Raw genomic sequence first — 20,193 nt, 5'->3', positions numbered from 1 at the left:
ATTAGCCCCGGTTTCCCGAAGTTATCCCCGTCTTACAGGCAGGTTGCCCACGTGTTACTCACCCGTCCGCCGCTCATTCCACAAAATGCACCCGAAGGATTGTTTTGCTTCCTGCGCTCGACTTGCATGTATTAGGCACGCCGCCAGCGTTCGTCCTGAGCCAGGATCAAACTCTCCGAAGTACAGGATGTACGAGCGCCGGTGTTGTCACAGGACGTGACGTTCTCAACCGGCGATCCATAACCTGCTTTAGCTCATTTATAATGAACAAATCATTAAATCGTTTCGTTTGATCCATCGCTCTTTTTTCAAAGAAATCAATCGGTGTTACCCGTTTGATATTACGCTTGGCTTTTGTTTAGTTTTCAAAGAACAATCTCTTAATCGCTTATCAATGCGACTTGATTAGTATATCTTATTTAAAAGATTTTGTCAAACACTTTTTTGTTTATTAAGTTAAAAGGTTGTTTGCTTGACGACTTAACTTATTATATAGGGTCATGATTAAAAAATCAATACCCTTCTAATATAAAAGATTATTTAGACTACTTCAAGTCAAAGTTGATAAAAAATAATAGTTTCAAAAGCTAAAACAATCCTATATTCATATGATTGGGAATGTCACTATTTTAAAACACGCTTACTTCGTATGCTAGAAACATAGCAAGATTTAAGCCTCTTCTATGTTTTGTACCATATGACGTCCACACAGGGGTTAGAAACGCCTACGTCTTAGACTTTCCAAGCCGTCATGTTTTTATATATAAAAAGAGGAGCAAATAGCTCCTCTCATAAAAACTTATTTTTCATCGCGACGACGCATTTGAGGGAATAATAAAACATCGCGAATGGATGGTGAATTAGTCAATAACATTATTAATCGGTCCATGCCGATACCTAATCCTCCAGTTGGCGGCATTCCGTATTCTAATGACTCAAGGAAATCTTCATCCATCATATGTGCTTCATCATTTCCTTCCGCTCTCTCTCTCACTTGAGCTTCAAAGCGTTCACGTTGATCTATTGGATCATTGAGCTCACTAAAGGCATTCGCATGTTCTCTACCCACAATAAATAATTCAAAACGGTCAGTAAATCTCGGATCTTCAGCGTTTTTCTTAGCAAGAGGTGAAATAGCAACGGGATGACCATATACAAAGGTTGGTTGAATGAGTGTATGTTCAAGTTTTTGTTCAAAGAATTCATTAACAACATGTCCAAATGTCATAGAATCTTTTACATCAACACCATGTTCATGTGCGAGATCACGCGCTTCTTGGTCCGTCATTTCTTTCCAAAAATCAACACCCGTGGCTTCTTTAATTAGATCCACCATGTGGGCACGTCTCCACTCTGGTTCTAAGTTGATGGTATGTTCACCATAAGTAATCGTCGTTGTTCCAAGAACTTTTCTAGCTACATGAGCAATCAAGTTTTCTGTAAGAGACATAATATCTTGAAAATCTCTGTAAGCCTCATACAATTCAAGCATCGTAAACTCTGGATTATGACGTGTGGACACCCCTTCATTACGATAAACACGTCCAATCTCATATACTTTCTCGAGACCGCCTACGATTAATCGTTTTAAATGCAATTCAATGGCAATACGCATGTAAAGAGGCATATCAAGGGCATTATGATGGGTAATAAAGGGTTTTGCGGCTGCTCCACCAGGAATGCTGTGCATGGTTGGTGTTTCGACTTCTAGAAAGCCAATGTTGTCAAGATACTCTCTTGTATATTTTAAAATTTGACTTCTTTGCACAAATGTTGTTTTAACATCCGGATTCATAATGAGATCCAGATAACGTTGACGATATCGTTGTTCCACATCTTTAAGACCATGGAATTTATCCGGCAAAGGACGCATCGCTTTTGATAAAATGTGAAACTCTGTGGCTTTAACAGATAATTCGCCAACATTTGTTTTAAAAGCGATACCTTTAACACTGACAATATCACCTATATCAATTGTTTTAAATACATCGTATTGTTCTTCTCCAACAGCATCTTTACGCACATAAATTTGAATTTGACCTGTCAAATCTTGAATATGAGCGAAGCCAGCTTTACCTTTACCCCTTTTTGTCATAATTCTTCCAGCTATTGATACGGGTGCGTTTTTTTCAGTTAGTTCCTCTTTAGAAAATGAATCAAACTCTTTCATCATCTCTGTTGCAGAATGTGTGCGCTCGAATCTCCCTCCGAACGGATTTATCCCTTTTTCATATAACGCATTTAATTTTTCTCTTCTTGCTAATAGCTGGTCATTCATTTCAATTTCTTGACTCATCCCACGGTTCATCTCCTTAAAATTTAAATCCGCATTCTCAAGTTCTATCTATTTAAGTTAAGTTCGTTTTCAAAAAGGTGCCAAATGAAAAGAGTTACTGACTAAGTACGCTGGCATCCTGCCAGAACGCCAGACTCGCCCGTTCTGGGCGTCGGAGGAGAAGCCGCGGCGCAGTTCCATAGGAATTCCTTACGTTGTGGTAGCTTTCTGGCGCCAGCCACAGGACGTGAGCGATTTTAGCCAGAGATCCTCTTATTCCGCTACGTGAGGACCGGTAAAACAAGAGGGCGCCGAGATTCGTACTATCATTTGGTAACTTTTTAAAGCAACCTCTTTAAGTGCAAACTACAAATAGAATTTGCCCCTTATGCGTGAACAGATTCAACTTGAAGTATAAAGTCTTGAAGAATTTCTCTTAGTTGATCGCCCGTTTCGCATAGATTAATTTCCTTGCGTACATCATTTCCTCCCCGGAGGCCTTTCAAATACCACGCGGCATGTTTGCGCATCTCTCTTACTGCAATATACTCACCTTTCAACTTCGCTAATCGTTCAAAATGAAGCAAGCAAACATCTACTTTTTCTTTAGGTGAAGGATCATCATATATCACACCTGTTTCAAGATATTGAACAGTACGATATAACATCCATGGATTTCCGAGCGCCCCTCGACCAATCATAACTCCATCAACGCCCGTTGTGTCTAGCATTCGTTTTGCATCATAGGGTGTTTTCACATCGCCATTACCGATCACAGGTATATTGACCGACTCTTTTACTTTTCTAATGATATCCCAATTTGCCTCGCCTTCATACATTTGGACACGAGTCCGTCCATGAACAGCAACGGCTTGACCACCAGCTTGTTCGACAGCCTGTGCATTTTCGACTGCAAAGATATGGTCGGAATCCCATCCCATACGCATTTTAACAGTCACAGGCTTTTCTACAGCATCAGCTACTGCAGAAACCATTTCATATATTTTTTCAGGTTCTAATAACCATCTTGCTCCTGCATCACACTTTGTGATTTTCGGAACAGGGCAGCCCATATTAATATCAATAATATCGGCATTGGTGTATTTATCAACATATTGAGCTGCCGCAACCAATGTCTCTTTAGAACCTCCAAAAATTTGTAAGCTTAAAGGTTTTTCACGTTCATCGACATAGAGCATTTGCAGCGTTTTTTCATTATGATGAATAATACCTTGGTCGGCCACCATCTCAGCACAGACGAGACCGGCACCAAATTCTTTTGCAATCAATCGAAAAGCAGGATTACAAACACCAGCCATTGGAGCCAAAACAACTTGATTTTTTATTTCAATGGGCCCAATTTTTAACATGCTCATCACCTTTCTAAATTGCTTTTATCCTAAACTTACTCAATTGATTTCCATTAACTCCTCAATCGATACATCAAGTTTTTTCGATACCTTCATAATTAAATCTTGACTTGGTACTCGACTCTCTCTTTCAATTTCGCCTAATATAGATAAAGATATGCCTAACTCCTTAGCAAAATCAACTTGCGTATAGCCCTTCAATTTTCGAAAAGCCCGAATTCTCCTTCCCCATTGTTCCGTTTCCATAATCGCACTCCCTCATCTTCTTTTCTTTCTTTATATAACTCTGAAACAGTTCTATCTATTTTAGTTATGGTTAAATTTGGATCTAGATCTAATAAAGGAACAAGAACGAATAAACGTTTACTAATCTCAGGATGGGGAACGATTAAGTCCTCCATTTCAATATTCTCTTGATTATAGAGTAAAATGTCAAGATCGATGGTTCTAGGACCCCAATGTATCTCTCTTTTTCGGTTTAAAGATAATTCAATCTGTTGAAGCTGATGGAGAAGATCAATAGCAGAGAGTGACGTTTCAATCTTCGCTACCATATTTAGAAAATCGGCCTGCTTCACAGGACCATAGGGCGCTGTTTCATAAATAGATGAACAATTTACGATTTTGACATTTGAGAGTTGATTCATAGAAACACAAGCTTTTTGCAAATAATCGATGCGGTTACCCATATTAGAGCCAAGTCCTATGTAGGCTATTGATTGTGTCATCTTAGGCTCTGCTCCTTATAATCTCTACAGCAACGGATTGGTAATGACCAGGAATTGGGGGATCTGGTTTGATTAGTTTTACTCTGCATTCCTTAAGTTTCGGAAAGTGGTCTAGAAGATGTGAAGCAAGGCGTTCCGCTACACTTTCAATCAGTTGATATTTCGGTCCCTCTACAATTTCTTTTGTTAATTCGTACACTTCCGCGTAATTAATGGTTTCTTCAAGACAATCGTTATCTCCCGCTAGCTTTAGATCTAAGAGTAACTCTAAATCTACAATAAAACGTTGACCTAGTTTGTTTTCTTCTGGCAAAACCCCATGATAACCGTAAAAGGTCATCTGATTAATGTATATCTTGTCGATCTTTCTCACTCGCTTTCAACATAGCATCCATCATCTTTGCCATTCGTGACATGGATAACACATCATGAACTCTCATCAATTGATAGCCTTTCATAATCCCTAAACACACTGTAGCACCCGTTCCCTCTACTCGTTTATCAACAGTCAAATCCAGTGTCTTTCCAATAAAACCTTTACGTGAAGTCCCGAGTAATAGTGGATAACCTAATTCATGAAAAGCATCCAGATGATTCATAACAAGAAGGTTTTGTTCATAATCCTTAGCAAATCCAATCCCTGGATCCAAAATAATTTTATCAGGTGATAAACCAGCGTCTAATACAAGCTCGATGCTTTCTTTCAAATCACTTTTCATATCTTCAATTAAATTTTTATAATGACGGTTATCTCGATTATGCATCAAAATAATAGGTACTTGATATTGACTTGAGATGTGTGCCATTTGAGGATCTTTTTTGGCTCCCCAAATATCATTAATAATATCAGCACCTGCTTCGATCGCTTGTTTAGCTGTCTCTGCTTTATACGTGTCAATAGATATTGGAACGTCTGTATACTCTCTTATGGCTTTAATGATGGGAACCACTCGACTAATTTCTTCATCTACAGAGACAGGTGTATAACCAGGACGTGTAGATTCACCGCCTATATCAATGATATCAGCCCCATCACGAACAAGTTCAAGCGCATGCTTAACTGCACGCCCAACTTTATCAAAGTGACCACCATCAGAAAAAGAATCCGGCGTGACATTCAAAATACCCATAATCAACGTCTTATTTCGATAATCTAATTCTTTATTCTTTAATTTAAGAACATGGTATGGAGAAATATTTTCATATGTCATCTATACAAACACCACCTTGAAAAGAATCAATCTATCAGAGAGGTTCAAATCTAATTTCGAAAGTAAATAAAGTATAAAAAAAAGACCTAATATATCAGAAATCACATATTTGAACATCAAATGTTAATGACAATAACGTTAGTATAACATGAAGCACACGGTGACGTTAACTTTTGTATGGATCTTTAGAGTAAAAGAAAATAGATCAACTCGCAGCGGATAAACATCAGAGGGGGTTTTTCGACGTACAGGATGTGCTAGTACAGGCGTTGCGACAGGCCGCCTGGTTTTTAGCCTGCGTCATCCCCACTGATGGTAAGCCTGAACCAATCGGACCATTACGGGCAGTTGATCACCCCACCTATCTTCCTTGAATACTCGGAATCTTGAGGTGGGGGTCAATACTCTCCGTTAAGGCGGGGTAAAAAGTTCTCACTTGAGCAACATGTCAGATTTAGAGTCAAGAAAACTTAACCTCTAAACAAGTCCCTTTTAGTAAAAGCGAAAATCATACTCGTTTATTCGAGATGATATGACTTATGACTATGTTTCTTTTTATACTTTCAAATTTGTGTAACAAAAAGACCACACGAAGGATCTTTTCGATTTCTTCGTATGGTCACTAATTAAGTTCATATATTTTGATTATCTTATTCTTCTGTTTGATAAAGTGGGGTACTTAAGTAACGTTCTCCATTGTCAGGAACAACAACGACCACTTTTTTACCTTTACCAAGTTCTTTGGCAACTTGTACACCAGCAGCAATAGCCGCTCCACCTGATATACCAGATAGAATGCCTTCTTTAATTCCGACTAAACGAGCATATTTGAAAGCATCTTCGTTAGAGATTTTAATGATATCATCATAAACATCTGTATCTAATGTATCTGGAATAAAGCCAGGTCCGATTCCTTGGATTTTGTGAGGGCCGCTTTTCTCTCCTGAGAGAACCGCCGAAGTTTCAGGCTCAACAGCATAGACTTTTATATCTGAGAAATGTTCTTTCAATCTGCGTCCTGTACCAGATACCGTTCCACCTGTTCCAACACCAGCGATAAACGCATCAAGTTGATCGAACTGTTCAACAAGCTCTTTACCTGTCGTATTATAGTGAACTTCTGGGTTCGCTTTGTTTTTAAATTGTTGAGGTAAGAAATAACCGTGCTCCTTACTAAGTTCCTCTGCCTTAGCAATAGCTCCGTTCATACCAGCCGAACCCGGTGTTAAGACGAGATCTGCTCCATATGCTTTAAATAGTTTTCTTCTTTCAACGCTCATTGTATCTGGCATAACAAGGATCGCTTTGTATCCTTTTGCTGCTGATACAAGTGCCAACCCGACACCAGTATTTCCACTTGTTGGTTCAATAATCGTATCACCAGGTTTAAGTTTTCCTTCTTTTTCAGCTGCTTCAATCATAGCATTTGCAATACGGTCTTTTACGCTGCTGCCAGGATTAAAGAACTCTAATTTTGCATACAATTCTGCATCATTCTCACCTGTTAACCGTCCAAGTTTAACGACAGGTGTTTGTCCAATTAGTTCAGTGATTGAGTTTGCGATTGTCATTTTTACCCCTCCGATGGTAAAGCATAGTATTCATGTAGGAATTTAAGTCTATGTTATCACATTGGTTTACAATGTCAATGGTTTGAGATTAAAAATATTCTATTATATTCAAAAAATAATCAAGTATTTATTTTAAATCTAGACGAGTTATTGATACGGCTTGCTTCTATCTCATGGCAAAGCGTACAATCCTTTCAATCATCCTGAGCATGCCATCTTTACAGAGTGTTTCAACTTATTAGTGTCTTCAAATACACTATTTCATTAAAGCTCTTAAGTCGTCCTCCGAGAAATGGTACGTCTCACGGCAAAAATGGCAATCGGCTTCAGCGCCATGGTCCTCATCAATCATGGCTTGTATTTCTTCGTTACCAAGACTACTAATCGCATTCGCTATTTTTTCATGAGAGCACTGACATTTAAAATGAACAGGCATTTTTTCTAGAATTTTATAATTTCCTTCACCAAAGATTGTCAGAAGGAGGTCTTCAGGTTTATGACCTGCTTCAATAAGCTTGGATATTGGTGGTATTTCACTTAACCTTTTTTCAACTTTAGAAATGATGTCATCAGGTGCATCTGGCATAACTTGAATAATGAATCCCCCAGACGCCTTGATTGAATTGTCTGGATTGACAAGCACACCGACACCTACCGCTGAAGGGATCTGTTCCGATCTTGCAAAATAATACGTAAAGTCATCACCAATCTCACCAGACACTAGAGCTACCCGTCCTGTAAAGTTATCTCTAAGACCTAGATCTTTTACGACACTGAGAAATCCATTCGTCCCCACAGCCCTTGCCACGTCTAGTTTCCCAAATTTATTTAGATCAAAGTGAACTTGCGGATTGGTTACATATCCTCTGACTTCACCTTTAGCATTCGCATCAACGATAATGACACCAATAGGACCACCGCCTTCAATGGTGATGGTAAGTTTTTCATTCCCTTTAAACTGGGCTCCCATCATGGCCCCAGCTGTCATTGTCCTGCCAAGAGCAGCTGATGCAGTCGGCCATGTGTTATGCCTCTTTTGGGCTTCTGACACGGTTTCTGTCGAGTCAATGGTTAATACTCTAATTGCATTGTCATAAGCTGTTGCCTTAATTAAATAATCACTCACTAAAACTCCTCCTTACACGGACACTTACCTTTGTATTGTGGCCAATTGAAAAATTAATTTTTGTTTTTATTTTTGATTTCGTTTATAGATTAAATACAACCCTTTCAACGTTAGAAAGGGATCAATATAATCAATAACATCTGTTTCACTTGCGATTAATGAACATAATCCACCCGTTCCCACAACTGTAGCTTCTTCCATTGATTGTTTCTTCATTCTTAAAACAATTCCCTCAACCTGTCCGACGTAACCATATAAAATCCCTGATTGCATGGCATGAATTGAATTTTTCCCAACAATATGAGGAGGTTTCACAATTTCAATTCGCGGAAGTTTGGAGGCTTTTTCATACAAAGCTTCCGTTGAGATATTAATACCTGGTGCAATGGCCCCACCCATATAATGCCCTTTTTCATTGATGTAACAAAAAGTCGTCGCAGTACCAAAGTCAATGACAATAAGGGGCAAAGAATAATGGTGTATGGCTGCTACAGCATTTACAATGCGATCAGCGCCAAGTTCTCTAGGATTATCATATTTTAAGTTCAAACCCGTTTTAATTCCAGGTCCGACAATGAGTGGTTTCACGTGAAAATACTTATCACACATTCTCTCCAATGAGAACATGATTGAAGGAACAACAGAGGAAATAATCATGGCCGTAAAATCTGAAAATTTTAGACCGACATGATTAAATAAGTCTTTAATGACCATCGCGAATTCATCTTCCGTTTTATCGCGACTTGTAGAGATACGCCAATGTTCAATTAATTTATCTTCATTGTATACACCAAATACCATATTGGTGTTTCCAACATCACAAACAAAAATCATCATAATCACCAATCTGTTATTAATTTATCAGTAAGTTTTCTCGCGTAACATTATCATACCGATTTCACTTTATAAAAAAAAGAAAGATGCCTCCTTAAGGAGACACCTTCACGAGATTGACACTTCAAATCAAAATGATTCTCTTTTTTTTATTTTATAGATCTTTATCATCAGGTTTTTTTAATTCATCGACTTCTGGCTTCGATTGTATATTAACTGTCACATCGTCTTCTGAAGCATAGCGATTATGATTGGCTTCGATTAATTTACCTGTTTCATACAATGCTTTAATTTGATCTGCTTCAAGTGTTTCAACGTCTAACAGTGTTTTTGCAATCAATTCTAGTTTATCTTGATCTTTTTTGAGGATCTCTCTACAGCGTTCATAACACTCTTTGATGATGCGCTGTACTTCAGTATCGATTTCGTAAGCAATGGTATCGCTATAGTTAGGTTCATTTTGGAAATCACGTCCTAAGAAGACCTGACCACTTTGAGTATGACCAAATTGCATTGGACCTAGTTTGTCACTCATTCCAAATTCTGTGACCATGCGTCTTGCAATACCCGTTGCTCTTTGGAAATCATTGCTTGCCCCAGTACTTACTTCGCCAAATGTAATTTCTTCGGCGACACGACCACCAAGTAAACCAATAATTTGTTCTAAAAGTTCTGGTTTCGTCATGAAATAACGATCTTCTTTTGGTAGAGATACCGCATATCCACCTGCTTGACCTCTAGGAACAACAGTTACTTTATGGACCGTTGCAGCACTGTCCAAGTTCAAACCAATAATCGTATGGCCTGATTCATGATAAGCAACAATGTTTCGTTCTTTTTCCGAAATGACACGTGATTTCTTAGCAGGACCTGCAATGACTCTCTCAACTGCTTCATCAATGTCTTCCATTTCAATTTGCTTTTTATCGGATCTAGCCGCAACGAGAGCCGCTTCGTTTAATAGGTTCTCGAGATCTGCACCTGAGAATCCAGGTGTTAATTTTGCAACCGTTTTTAAATCAATTTTCTTGTCTAATGGTTTATTACGTGCATGAACACGGAGAACAGCTTCTCTCCCTTTCAAGTCAGGGCGTCCTACAGGAATTTGTCTATCAAAACGACCTGGTCGAAGAAGAGCCGGATCTAATATATCAGGTCTGTTTGTAGCAGCGATAATAATGATGCCTTCATTGGCGCCAAAACCATCCATTTCAACAAGGAGTTGGTTCAATGTTTGTTCGCGTTCATCATGACCCCCGCCAAGACCAGCTCCACGTTGACGACCTACCGCATCAATTTCATCAATAAAAATGATACAAGGTGAGTTTTTCTTAGCATTGTCAAAAAGATCACGTACACGAGAGGCACCGACACCGACAAACATTTCGACAAAGTCAGAACCACTAATCGAGAAGAAAGGAACGCCTGCTTCACCTGCAACGGCTCTAGCAAGTAATGTTTTACCTGTACCTGGAGGCCCAACTAGCAAGACCCCTTTTGGTATTCTTGCACCAAGAGCAGCAAATTTTCTTGGGTCTTTTAAGAAATCGACAATTTCAACGAGTTCTTGCTTTTCTTCATCTGCACCCGCAACATCCTTAAAGGTCACCTTTTTCTTTTCTTCAGAATAAAGTTTTGCTTTACTTTTACCAAAGTTCATGACACGGCCACCGCCGCCTTGAGCTTGATTTAGCAAGAAGAATATTAAGAAGAAAATAATGACAAAAGGAATGATTGTTGTAAGAAATTGAATCCAACCACTTGTTCTTTCTTGAGGTTTAATTAATACATCTGGTTGATTATTTGTAGCAAATGTAATTTGGTTAAGTGCTTTTTCAGTGGATGGAACATACGTTTTAAATGTTGTATTCTTTTCATCTGTTAACTTACCAGTAGCTAGATAGACCACACCTTCTGGTTGTAGACTCAGATCTTTTACATCACCCTGCGTTAAGTGTTGTTGGAAGTCTGTATAGCTTAATGATTTAACATCTTGATTGGATCTTGTCAAAAAGCTCACAATTCCAATAATCACTAAAAAGATAAAAACATATATAATGGTGTTTCGAAATATTCGATTCATCCCTTACCTCCTCCCGCAATAAAAAGCCATATTTAATAGTAACATAATGGTATTACCCTCACAAGCCACACACTCTACTTGTATATTTCGGGTTTTAATATCCCGATATACGGCAGATTGCGGTATTTTTCAGCATAGTCTAACCCATATCCAACCAAGAAAGCATCTGGAACAGTGAAACCTGTTAAATCAGGGACAATATCAACCTTTCTTCCTGAAGGTTTATCGAGCAAAGTCACGATCTTAATGGACTTTGCCTTTCTTGTTTTAAAAAGGTCAACAAGATAACTTAGTGTTAAACCACTGTCAATAATATCTTCTAATATAAGAATATCACGTCCTTCAACTGAAGAATCCAAATCTTTGATTATTTTTACTTCACCTGAAGATACAGTAGAATCACCATAACTTGATACGTCCATAAAATCCAATTCCAAATGGACATCTATACGTTTAATGAGATCCGCCATAAAAGGCAGAGCCCCTTTTAAAACCCCTACTACCAATGGAAATCGATTATCATATTCATCAGAAAGCTTCTTTCCAAGTTCTTTTATTTTTTCTTGAAGTGCCTCCTCTGTAAAAAGTATCTCCTGTAAATCTTCCTTCATTCTGTTTTCCTCCCAAGCTTAACTGTCGGTAAAAACGTTATTTTTATAAAGGCACTTTTTTCTTGACCTCTGGGTTTATAGTGTCTCTGTCTGAGTAAAGGTAACCATAAAACACTCTCATTCGCATCGACCAAAATCGGCCATATTTCACGTTCCTTACGCTCAATTTTCTCGTTAATAAAAATGCTTTTTAACTTTTGCGTTCCTGACATTCCTTTTGGACTTATTCGATCTCCTTGAGATCGGGTCCGAACTTTTAGGGGCTCACTAATATCTGCCATTCTTAAATAAAAAGTGTTCGATGTATTCGAAGTGGAGTGATAAACATCGGCCAATTCGACTGTAAAACTACCTGTAGGACATTTTGTAGTCCCAGGTATAGACAGGATGCTTTGATAAGCATTTATTGAGTCACTTTCAATATTGAATGTAAATACGCAGGTATTGTAAGAACGTTTTACAACAAGACCATTCGGCAGGTGTTCCTCACTTGATGGATGATCTGTTTGAAGTAACTGAAGCAATGCTTCGATATGTATAGAATGATGCAGTGACGACAGGCCTTTGTTAGAATAAAGATAGTTTAATATTAGATGAATTACTCTTCTTTGTAAAGGTAGAGGGATCTTTAAAAAAGAACCAATATCAATCCGCAACCCTTGTTCCGATTCATTTAATATCACACGATCTACATGTTCTTTAGCAAGTTGGTCAAGATATCTTTGATCTTCAGTCATCCGCTCGCTCATATATTGATAACGAACGTGTACCTTTGGATTTTCCTTTTTTAGAAATGGTAAGATGACATGCCTAAAACGGTTGCGAACATAGTCAGAAGACATGTTGCTATTGTCATATCTTGGCGAGATGCCATTCTCCTTACAATACTGTTCTAAATGACGCTTTGTCACACATAAAAAAGGTCTGATAATATGGCCTGTAGCAAAAGGTCGTTTAACAGGTATGCCTGCAAGAGAGACACCGAAGCTTCCTCGGACTTGTCTCATGAGCATCGTCTCTACTTGGTCGTCACCATGGTGGGCGAGTGCAAGGCAATTTGCTTGATGGTTTTTCATCACTTCCTTAAACACATGATATCGACATTCTCTTGCTGCAACCTCAACACTTAGATGATGCGCATTTTTATAGGCTAATACATCCATACGTTTTCCATAAAATAATATGTCCATTTCTTTACAATATGATTCGACATATTTCATATCGCCCTGTGATGCATCACCTCGTAGCATATGATCCACAGAACAGGCTATGAGCTTTAAATTCCACTCTTTTCGAATACTGTGGAGATAATGTAAGAGAGCCATTGAATCGGGTCCACCTGACACACCGACAATGATCGTTGTATTAGGCTGCAAGAGATCATGTTGTTTAATGAATTGTTTAACAAATGACTGCAAGTCTCTCTTTCCTTTCTTACCCTTTCAATAAAAAGTTTCTCCTCTTAATCCAAAAACTTTTGTAAAAGACAAGTCATTAAATAGTCTTAAGGAGCCTACAGTTTAATGGCAAGTTACTCTTTTAGTATTCTTCTTTTACCCGTTTTCTTCCTCTTAATCACAAAATGTCCTCTGGTAATGAGGTATCTTGCTTCTAAAGTGTAAAAAAGGACACGCATCCTGTCAAATAATAAAGCGAAACTTCCAGTGGGGAATAAAGAACCCCTCCCACTACATCACATAGAGGACCGTGTACATGACGTATAATGTAATAATCACGACTGCCCAAACACTGGCTCCAATCCAACCACTTACTGATTTTTTCTTTTGGTAACGTTTTTTAGATGGAGACGAAGCAGTCCTCCTTCTTGTAATACGACTGTCGATCCTATTGGTTTCATTCATTTTATATAAAAATGCCTGTCGCATGTCATTTGCATGATGAAACTGTCCTCCTAATGCTTTCAATAATATTTTTTCAAATGGTTTTAATTTAGGATTTGTTTTTATTTTTTTTATCAATTCATCACGCGGATGCTCCGTTTTATTAAATCTTCTTTTTTCAGCTGCATAGATAAAAATCATCATAACGGCAAACAAGTCATAACTTGGTTCCGCTTTTCTTATCCCCATTCCCCAATACCCTCGATCAAAAAACTCGGTATATTCTTTAATTGAGCGGCCGATTTGCGTGGTACCACCAAAATCTAGACACCTTATTCGATAATTTGATTCTGTTATCATGAGATTTTCAGGTTTTAAATCACCAAACACAAACCCTAATTCATGTAATCTCGATAAATCCTTTAAAAGTTGTAATATAAATACACATGTCCACTCAAATCCTTTATGCCTTATGCTATCGTCTAAAGTTACACCTTTAATGCATTCCATGACATAGAAGTTAATTGTTCCCTTATTAGTGACCCAATCATCCACATCATACAAATAAGGCCCCAGGGGATCACCTTGGAGCGCTACGAAACGTTTTAAAATGTTGACTTCAGAAATCAATGATGAGGGGTCTTTACCAAACTTAATAGCCACTTCGCCTTGATTTGAATGGGCTAAATAAACTGTTCCTTGTGCACCACTGCCTAAATGTCTAATAATTTGGTAGTTTTTCTTATGCCATTTCCCATAGATTCGTGTACCAGAATGAAGCTTAATATCTTGGTCCATCATCATAGGCTTCATCATCATGAGAGATTAAATGTCTTCTTGAGCTCGTGGAAAAACTTTTAATGACATCGCGTATAGCCGGTCCTGTTGGTGTTACACCACCTGATGCTAGTTTAGAAAACACTTGACTAATATGGTCTATTTTTGGCGTCCATGACATGATTTTAGAAGTATCTTTCCTTTTCCCGGGAAATGTGTAAAGACAAAATTGATTTTTACCCATTCGTGAAGTTAAACTAAGGGATAAATCAAGCAAGGCCTCCCTAACAGTTGGAAGTTTTGTTTTCATACTTGCACTCGTGTCTACAAGAATACAAACCTCTAAATCCACTGTTTCACCTAAATCATCGACAACTTCCATTACGCGACCACGTTTCTCAGGAGGAAGGTCCTCCATTGACTTTGAATCACCTAAAATATCTTGAAGTTCCTGATTGACGACCCCTTTAATAGTTTGTGTCATAGCTTGTCTCGTCACCATTTGGACCGTTTGAGATAATTGTTTCGTTTGCACAACTTGACTCACACCACCGCCTGCGGAAGCAATATTATCAATTTCTTTCATACCATGATCATCAGTTTCATAGTTTTCCATTACACCAATGACATTGACAACAATGCCATGCTCTTTTGCCAGTGCTGCCATAGCAGCCGGATCCTCACCTTGATTAGAGCATCCATCTGTAATTAACAAGATCTGCTTTATCTTCCCTTTATTCAACGCTACTCGCTCCTCTCTTGCCTTCTTAATTTCATCTTAGACAAGGAGGTAAATAATTATACGCTTCGTTCTCTACTATTGTGCTTTCCTATCAATTCCCTCACCCATTGAATAGGTTGAAATAGCTGACCATTTTGGTGTATGATGCTTTATTTTTGAGACGACAATCGTCATATCATCATCAATTTCGCCACTGTTTGCTCGAATGACCTCTTCGAGTAAAAGATCTGCTATGGCTTGTGGGTCATCCGTTTGCATATCTCGAATTTTACGCTTGACCCAAGCTTCTTTGTTCTCGACATGCTTCGGTGCTTCAAAAATGCCATCACTCATCATAACGAGTAGATCACCCGCTTTTAATTGTTCACTTGCTACATCAATTTCAACATTTTCTATCATTCCCATTGGTAAGTTACCAGCTTCAATCATCGTGATATGGTCACCTCGTTTTACAAAACTTGGATTTGAACCAATTTTAAGAAATTTTACCTTAGCATCTTGCAGGTCAATCATGGCAAGATCTAGGGTTGAAAAGATTTCCTCATTTGATCGTAATGATAGAATGGAATTAATGGATTTAATGGCTACAGTCTCATTGATGCCAGATTTAAGCACTTTTGATAACAATTTTAATGTTTCATGACTCTCACTTGAGGCACGTTCACCATTTCCCATACCGTCACTAATCGCAATGGCATATTTACCAGCTCCTAATCCAAATGTCGTGTAGTTGTCACCTGAAACATAACCCCCGCCTTTAGCTGTATGAGCGACGCCTGTTTCTATCGTATATTTTTTAGCTGAACCAAACGCCACTTTACATTGAACCCTTGGAAAATCAGATTTACACTCCCTTTCAACAATGATGTTTTCTCCGAGTACATCAGAAAGAATCGGCGCAATTAATTTTTCACATTCACCATAATAATTTGATGGCAACGTCATCTCTATGTCAACAGCCCCTTCATCAAGGCTGTAAATTTCCACATTTTCTACATCAAAACCGATATCTTGAAGCTTAAGTAAAATTTGTTCTTCTTGAAATTGATGGGTATCTCTCTCTCTTTGAATCTCCTTTGCAAAATCTCCCATGACCTGAGAGACCCCTTTTAATTGTTCTGCTACAAGCAAGCGGCTTTCCTTCATTTTTTTCTTTAATTTGACGTGTTCATGATAAAACAACTGTTGTTCGTGAATGGCTTTCACCACTTTTTCTGGTTTTATACAATGGTGCTGCCACTCCCTTTTTAATTTAGAATTTGTTAATGTCGGTTTGTCTCCCGTTTCCTCCATTATTCTTGTCATTAAATCATAGGTTTGATCGAACTTTCTCGCCCAACAAGCTTCTTTTAAAAAACAAGTCTGACATGTTTTTTCAGTCACATTACTGAGGAAAACGTCCACTTCATGATCAGATTCCTCCTCATCATGTCCCTGAAAACTATTTGATAAAGTTTGAAAGAGGCTAGAAAATTGAGCAACCCGATCAGCCGTAACATCTCGTAATCGCTTCACGTATTGTTGTTGTTCTGCTGAGTATTCCTTCGTCCCTGGAATATAAGTGGCCAGCTTTCTTGTCACCGATCTTGGTGTTAGCAGAAACAAGAGAATGGCTACCAGAGAATCCCCAGCTGTGCCAAGGAGATGTTCATAACCACCACCATAAAGTCCAATGAGCAGCGTTCCAATCATTAAACCAATCGAAACCCCTATCTTTTTTCCTTCCCGTAGTAGACCGCCTAAGAGTCCAGAAAATGCGAGTAAGCTCATCTGGTATAAGCTTGTCACATTAGCTAAGCTTAAGATCAAGCCTATGACGACCCCAACCGTTGAACCAATGGCGGCCCCTCCAACATAACCAAATAATAAAACAACATAACGAGACAAAATATGCTCCATCGAAAATCCATAAAATTGCCACCCGATCGTTCCTGTAAGTACTGAAGCCAGCATAATGACAAAACATATAATTTCTTCATTCTTAAGCACATGCTTTCTCAAATTTACGGATAATAAGGGAACGCTCTGCAGGAATATCAGAGTTAACAAGAAAGACAAACTAGCTTCAGTCAGAGCTAACATTTCATTTGACCATAACCATTGCCTATCGGTTATATAACTAATGGAAGAACGAGAAACAAAAGACGAGCTAAAAACAAGGTACGGTAATGTATTAATGAATTGATCTTTCGTCCATCGACTTGTTAACCATCGAATAGCCATGAAACACAACATGGCAAATAAGGCAAAGGAACCGTGAGAAATAGAGACGGACGATGCTCCTACAAACAAACTTAGAAAGGCGAGGCCTCGCTTTTTTTTCTTCAGAGCAAACATCGTTGCGAAGAATGGAATAATAAAAGGAGACATGCTTGATAAAATTAAGGCTCGTCCTAATAAGAAGCCAACAATAAGACATCCTGTTTCACTACTGAAAAATAATCTTTCTAGCCGAGTTTTTAGGTTGCGAAAAATACGATCAAAGAACCGGTAATCTTGCTCAACACTTGGAGAGATTGCTACAAGTCCAGCTTGATTTACACTTTCAAATCGTTGAGTCAACCCTTTCACCACCCCTAATGTATTATTGGTATGTTCTATTTAAACACATGAGACCTTCATAATTTGTCAAAACATTAGAGAAGATTAAAAAAAGTCTTCGACGCCTTTCTCAGCACTTTGTCATAAATTGATGATTCATCTACATGAAGCTTTAATAGCCAAAAACAACAATGTTTGCGGGCAGCCTAAAAAAACAACCTATAAATTTCAGCCTCTTTAAGCATAAAAAAACACCCAGAATTCACCTGAGTGTTTTTTAATATATAAAATGGATGTTTACCCTCTACGGGCACCACGTCCACCACGTTTAGATTCGGTTTGTCTTTTCAAAGAGGCAAGTCGATCTTCACTATCTTTTAAGAAGCGAGACATTTTATCCTCGAAAGTTGTTTCTTTTACAAAGCGTTTTCCGCCGCCGCGTGGAGCTCCGCCTCTTGGTCCTTTGGGCCTCGGCTTATCGACAGCTTTTCTAATGGACAGGCCTATTTTTCCATCGGTCTCAACCTGAAGAACCTTAACGGTCACTTCATCACCAACAGTGAGGACATCATGTATATCCTTAACATAACGATCTGCAACCTCACTGATATGAACGAGTCCTGTTTTCCCGCCTGGTAAATCTATAAAGGCTCCGAAGTTTGTAATACCTGACACTTTCCCTTGCAACTTGCTGCCTACTTCAATTGACATAAAAGTAATGCTCCTCCTAAAATTCAGTATGTAATATTATATTATTATACATAACAAAAAAAGAGCATGTCAATGACTGTCAATATCAAGCTTAGAAAAAATAATTTCGCCTTTTTTGGATAAGAGAAAATCTCGTCGTGCGATATCACCAATATAATCCTTATCATGCAATAAACGAATATTATGTTTCAGAGCCTTTTCATCTTCCTTCGAAGCACGAAGTTTTTGTTCGAGATGCTCTTTCTGTGTTAGTTTTGAATCAATTTGGTCTGATTTTGATGAGATAATAGAAGTCAGAAATCCAACAATTACAGTTAGCACAATACCAAATGCCACAAGTCGACGCATGAGTCCCTTTCGCCGTTTCTTTCTGAATTTCTCGTAAACTTCCTGCGATTGAACATATTCCGAACGAATATGTCTGACGTCTGTTGTGCGCGCTGCCTTCACTATATCCCCTCTCCTCAGTCCGTTCTTTTAAATATCTTGATGAGTTTCGCCCAAAGGGTGCCCACTTTTTTTGCCACCATTTCTCCCTTTTGTCTAACTCTTTTTGGTACGATAAAAATATATACCCATTTTAACGGATAGAAAACAAGACAAAAAAGAAAATATAAAATGGCTTTTATAAACTTTAATATCATCTTACATGATATCAGGACAAGCTTCAATAGGGTTAGAAGAGGAAGTATTAGTAAAATTGTGAGACATTTTTTAAGAAAGCGACAAACAGAAACAACAAGAACAATAAATCGTTCTAATATGACGGCATACAGCCGCTCAAAGATTCCTTTATACATCACATAACCTAATAATAAGGCTAAAAATATATAAAATCGAATTTGGCCTTCATTGACTTTAAGCAAAACATAAAAAATAAGTAGTCCTTGGCAGATCCAGAAAAAAATATCTGTTGGGATTGTGGTCCACATCCACTTTTTGTTCGGATGCATAAAGCGGTGATAGGTGGTTAAACTCACGCCAATCCACAATCCCGTAAGGATCATTGCAATCATCGTTGCAAATTGTTCATTGAGTGTCATTTGAATAGCTTGCTAAAGAACCCTTTAGCATGGTCTCCGTCTTGATCATCGAGATAACTAATGTCAAATATCTTACCTTCGATGACAACAATACCTTGCTCGACATTTAAGTTCTGCATCTTTAAGTGACTACCTTTAATGGCAAGAAAGCCCATTGTCGTTTCAAGTAAAAATTCTTCGTGATCAAAGCTCTCCACATGCTTTACACCTGTGATTTCAATCTTTTTCCGGCCTTTCATAATGATATCATGATTGGGGACTGGCTTGTCCCGATTTATCGACGACGGCGTATAATATTGATCCATCAGTCTCCCCCCTCTTTATCACATAATTATGAGGGAGTCGTCCAACTTAGAACTTAAAAAGAATGAAACCTGGTCTCTTGCCTTATGGTTCCTATGAATAGGCCGTGAATTGTAGGTTCATTTAGAGTGTTCATCAACTTGATCACAACGAGGCTTATACCTTACTTCTCAATAGGTTGTTCACTAATTAATTCATATAATGATGCTGCTTCATCTTTCTTAGCCGTTTCTTTTAAATTAGTGATTTTGACTGTGACGACTTTTTGGCCAAAATGAATGTCGAGCGTATCGCCCACTTTAACGTTTGAACTTGCTTTTGATGGCAATTGATTAATTTCAATGCGACCTTTATCTGCTAATTCTTTGGCTATCGTTCTTCTTTTAATCAAACGTGATACTTTTAAAAACTTGTCTAAACGCATAT

General features: G+C 38.2%; 20 protein-coding genes and 1 rRNA gene. All 21 read right to left on the bottom strand.

Features of this window, described 5'->3' with window-relative positions:
- Positions 1-182: ribosomal RNA gene (locus tag FG390_RS14235) — 16S ribosomal RNA — on the bottom strand; the annotation flags it as partial.
- Between the two features lie 617 nt (positions 183-799).
- Positions 800-2,296 (bottom strand): lysine--tRNA ligase, encoded by a 1,497-nt coding sequence (gene lysS / locus FG390_RS14230; RefSeq protein ID WP_141191700.1) that lies wholly within the window; start codon positions 2,294-2,296, stop codon positions 800-802.
- 365 nt (positions 2,297-2,661) lie between these two features.
- Complete coding sequence (gene dusB, locus FG390_RS14225; protein WP_141191699.1) at positions 2,662-3,645, bottom strand: tRNA dihydrouridine synthase DusB; 984 nt, start codon at positions 3,643-3,645, stop codon at positions 2,662-2,664.
- A gap of 39 nt (positions 3,646-3,684) precedes the next feature.
- Positions 3,685-3,891: a helix-turn-helix domain-containing protein gene (locus FG390_RS14220; RefSeq protein ID WP_141191698.1), complete on the bottom strand. Its 207-nt coding sequence runs from the start codon at positions 3,889-3,891 to the stop codon at positions 3,685-3,687.
- Entirely contained in the window at positions 3,843-4,373 is a 531-nt protein-coding gene (gene folK, locus FG390_RS14215; protein WP_141191697.1) for a 2-amino-4-hydroxy-6-hydroxymethyldihydropteridine diphosphokinase, read from the bottom strand. The genes FG390_RS14220 and folK overlap by 49 nt, the downstream gene beginning before the upstream one ends.
- Before the next feature lies 1 nt (position 4,374).
- Positions 4,375-4,737: a dihydroneopterin aldolase gene (gene folB / locus FG390_RS14210; RefSeq protein ID WP_141191705.1), complete on the bottom strand. Its 363-nt coding sequence runs from the start codon at positions 4,735-4,737 to the stop codon at positions 4,375-4,377.
- Positions 4,718-5,584 carry a dihydropteroate synthase gene (folP, locus tag FG390_RS14205; RefSeq protein ID WP_141191696.1) on the bottom strand — a complete coding sequence of 289 codons (867 nt, stop codon included), beginning with the start codon at positions 5,582-5,584 and terminating at the stop codon, positions 4,718-4,720. The genes folB and folP overlap by 20 nt, the downstream gene beginning before the upstream one ends.
- Positions 5,585-6,234: 650 nt before the next feature.
- Entirely contained in the window at positions 6,235-7,155 is a 921-nt protein-coding gene (gene cysK / locus FG390_RS14200) for a cysteine synthase A (RefSeq protein ID WP_141191695.1), read from the bottom strand.
- Positions 7,156-7,411: 256 nt separating this feature from the next.
- Complete coding sequence (gene hslO / locus FG390_RS14195; RefSeq protein WP_141191694.1) at positions 7,412-8,281, bottom strand: Hsp33 family molecular chaperone HslO; 870 nt, start codon at positions 8,279-8,281, stop codon at positions 7,412-7,414.
- A 66-nt stretch (positions 8,282-8,347) separates the two neighbouring features.
- Positions 8,348-9,115: a type III pantothenate kinase gene (locus FG390_RS14190; protein WP_181406508.1), complete on the bottom strand. Its 768-nt coding sequence runs from the start codon at positions 9,113-9,115 to the stop codon at positions 8,348-8,350.
- A gap of 154 nt (positions 9,116-9,269) precedes the next feature.
- Entirely contained in the window at positions 9,270-11,198 is a 1,929-nt protein-coding gene (ftsH, locus tag FG390_RS14185) for an ATP-dependent zinc metalloprotease FtsH (RefSeq protein WP_141191692.1), read from the bottom strand.
- Between the two features lie 74 nt (positions 11,199-11,272).
- Positions 11,273-11,809 carry a hypoxanthine phosphoribosyltransferase gene (gene hpt / locus FG390_RS14180; protein WP_141191691.1) on the bottom strand — a complete coding sequence of 179 codons (537 nt, stop codon included), beginning with the start codon at positions 11,807-11,809 and terminating at the stop codon, positions 11,273-11,275.
- On the bottom strand, positions 11,806-13,227 hold the full coding sequence (gene tilS / locus FG390_RS14175; protein ID WP_141191690.1) for a tRNA lysidine(34) synthetase TilS: 1,422 nt from the start codon (positions 13,225-13,227) through the stop codon (positions 11,806-11,808). Before tilS ends, hpt begins: the two co-directional genes overlap by 4 nt.
- A gap of 270 nt (positions 13,228-13,497) precedes the next feature.
- Entirely contained in the window at positions 13,498-14,469 is a 972-nt protein-coding gene (gene prkT / locus FG390_RS14170; protein WP_258311684.1) for a serine/threonine protein kinase PrkT, read from the bottom strand.
- Entirely contained in the window at positions 14,432-15,169 is a 738-nt protein-coding gene (locus tag FG390_RS14165; protein WP_141191689.1) for a VWA domain-containing protein, read from the bottom strand. Before FG390_RS14165 ends, prkT begins: the two co-directional genes overlap by 38 nt.
- A 75-nt stretch (positions 15,170-15,244) precedes the next feature.
- Positions 15,245-17,731, bottom strand: a complete 2,487-nt coding sequence (gene spoIIE / locus FG390_RS14160; RefSeq protein WP_258311683.1) for a stage II sporulation protein E — start codon at positions 17,729-17,731, stop codon at positions 15,245-15,247.
- A 276-nt stretch (positions 17,732-18,007) separates the two neighbouring features.
- Positions 18,008-18,421 carry a S1 domain-containing RNA-binding protein gene (locus FG390_RS14155; RefSeq protein ID WP_141191688.1) on the bottom strand — a complete coding sequence of 138 codons (414 nt, stop codon included), beginning with the start codon at positions 18,419-18,421 and terminating at the stop codon, positions 18,008-18,010.
- A 69-nt stretch (positions 18,422-18,490) separates the two neighbouring features.
- Positions 18,491-18,871 carry an FtsB family cell division protein gene (locus tag FG390_RS14150; RefSeq protein ID WP_141191687.1) on the bottom strand — a complete coding sequence of 127 codons (381 nt, stop codon included), beginning with the start codon at positions 18,869-18,871 and terminating at the stop codon, positions 18,491-18,493.
- 14 nt (positions 18,872-18,885) lie between these two features.
- Entirely contained in the window at positions 18,886-19,464 is a 579-nt protein-coding gene (gene yabQ, locus FG390_RS14145; RefSeq protein WP_141191686.1) for a spore cortex biosynthesis protein YabQ, read from the bottom strand.
- Positions 19,461-19,769 carry a sporulation protein YabP gene (gene yabP / locus FG390_RS14140; RefSeq protein ID WP_141191685.1) on the bottom strand — a complete coding sequence of 103 codons (309 nt, stop codon included), beginning with the start codon at positions 19,767-19,769 and terminating at the stop codon, positions 19,461-19,463. The genes yabQ and yabP overlap by 4 nt, the downstream gene beginning before the upstream one ends.
- A 161-nt stretch (positions 19,770-19,930) precedes the next feature.
- The gene (locus tag FG390_RS14135; protein WP_141191684.1) at positions 19,931-20,191 is read right to left on the bottom strand and encodes an RNA-binding S4 domain-containing protein; all 261 of its coding nucleotides are present in this window, start codon (positions 20,189-20,191) and stop codon (positions 19,931-19,933) included.
- Between the last annotated feature and the right edge of the window lie 2 nt (positions 20,192-20,193).

The organism is Terrilactibacillus laevilacticus (assembly GCF_006517395.1).
GTDB lineage: Bacteria > Bacillota > Bacilli > Bacillales > Sporolactobacillaceae > Terrilactibacillus > Terrilactibacillus laevilacticus.
This window is presented reverse-complemented; position numbering and strand designations above follow the sequence as displayed.

Bases quoted from the DNA above. Each gene is read 5' to 3' on its own strand.
- yabP (WP_141191685.1), bottom strand. From the start codon at position 19,769: ATGGATCAATATTATACGCCGTCGTCGATAAATCGGGACAAGCCAGTC.
- lysS (WP_141191700.1), bottom strand. From the start codon at position 2,296: ATGAGTCAAGAAATTGAAATGAATGACCAGCTATTAGCAAGAAGAGAA.
- yabQ (WP_141191686.1), bottom strand. From the start codon at position 19,464: ATGACACTCAATGAACAATTTGCAACGATGATTGCAATGATCCTTACG.
- dusB (WP_141191699.1), bottom strand. From the start codon at position 3,645: ATGTTAAAAATTGGGCCCATTGAAATAAAAAATCAAGTTGTTTTGGCT.
- FG390_RS14155 (WP_141191688.1), bottom strand. From the start codon at position 18,421: ATGTCAATTGAAGTAGGCAGCAAGTTGCAAGGGAAAGTGTCAGGTATT.
- FG390_RS14220 (WP_141191698.1), bottom strand. From the start codon at position 3,891: ATGGAAACGGAACAATGGGGAAGGAGAATTCGGGCTTTTCGAAAATTG.
- folP (WP_141191696.1), bottom strand. From the start codon at position 5,584: ATGACATATGAAAATATTTCTCCATACCATGTTCTTAAATTAAAGAAT.
- FG390_RS14135 (WP_141191684.1), bottom strand. From the start codon at position 20,191: ATGCGTTTAGACAAGTTTTTAAAAGTATCACGTTTGATTAAAAGAAGA.
- FG390_RS14190 (WP_181406508.1), bottom strand. From the start codon at position 9,115: ATGATTTTTGTTTGTGATGTTGGAAACACCAATATGGTATTTGGTGTA.
- folK (WP_141191697.1), bottom strand. From the start codon at position 4,373: ATGACACAATCAATAGCCTACATAGGACTTGGCTCTAATATGGGTAAC.
- ftsH (WP_141191692.1), bottom strand. From the start codon at position 11,198: ATGAATCGAATATTTCGAAACACCATTATATATGTTTTTATCTTTTTA.
- hpt (WP_141191691.1), bottom strand. From the start codon at position 11,809: ATGAAGGAAGATTTACAGGAGATACTTTTTACAGAGGAGGCACTTCAA.
- prkT (WP_258311684.1), bottom strand. From the start codon at position 14,469: ATGATGATGAAGCCTATGATGATGGACCAAGATATTAAGCTTCATTCT.
- cysK (WP_141191695.1), bottom strand. From the start codon at position 7,155: ATGACAATCGCAAACTCAATCACTGAACTAATTGGACAAACACCTGTC.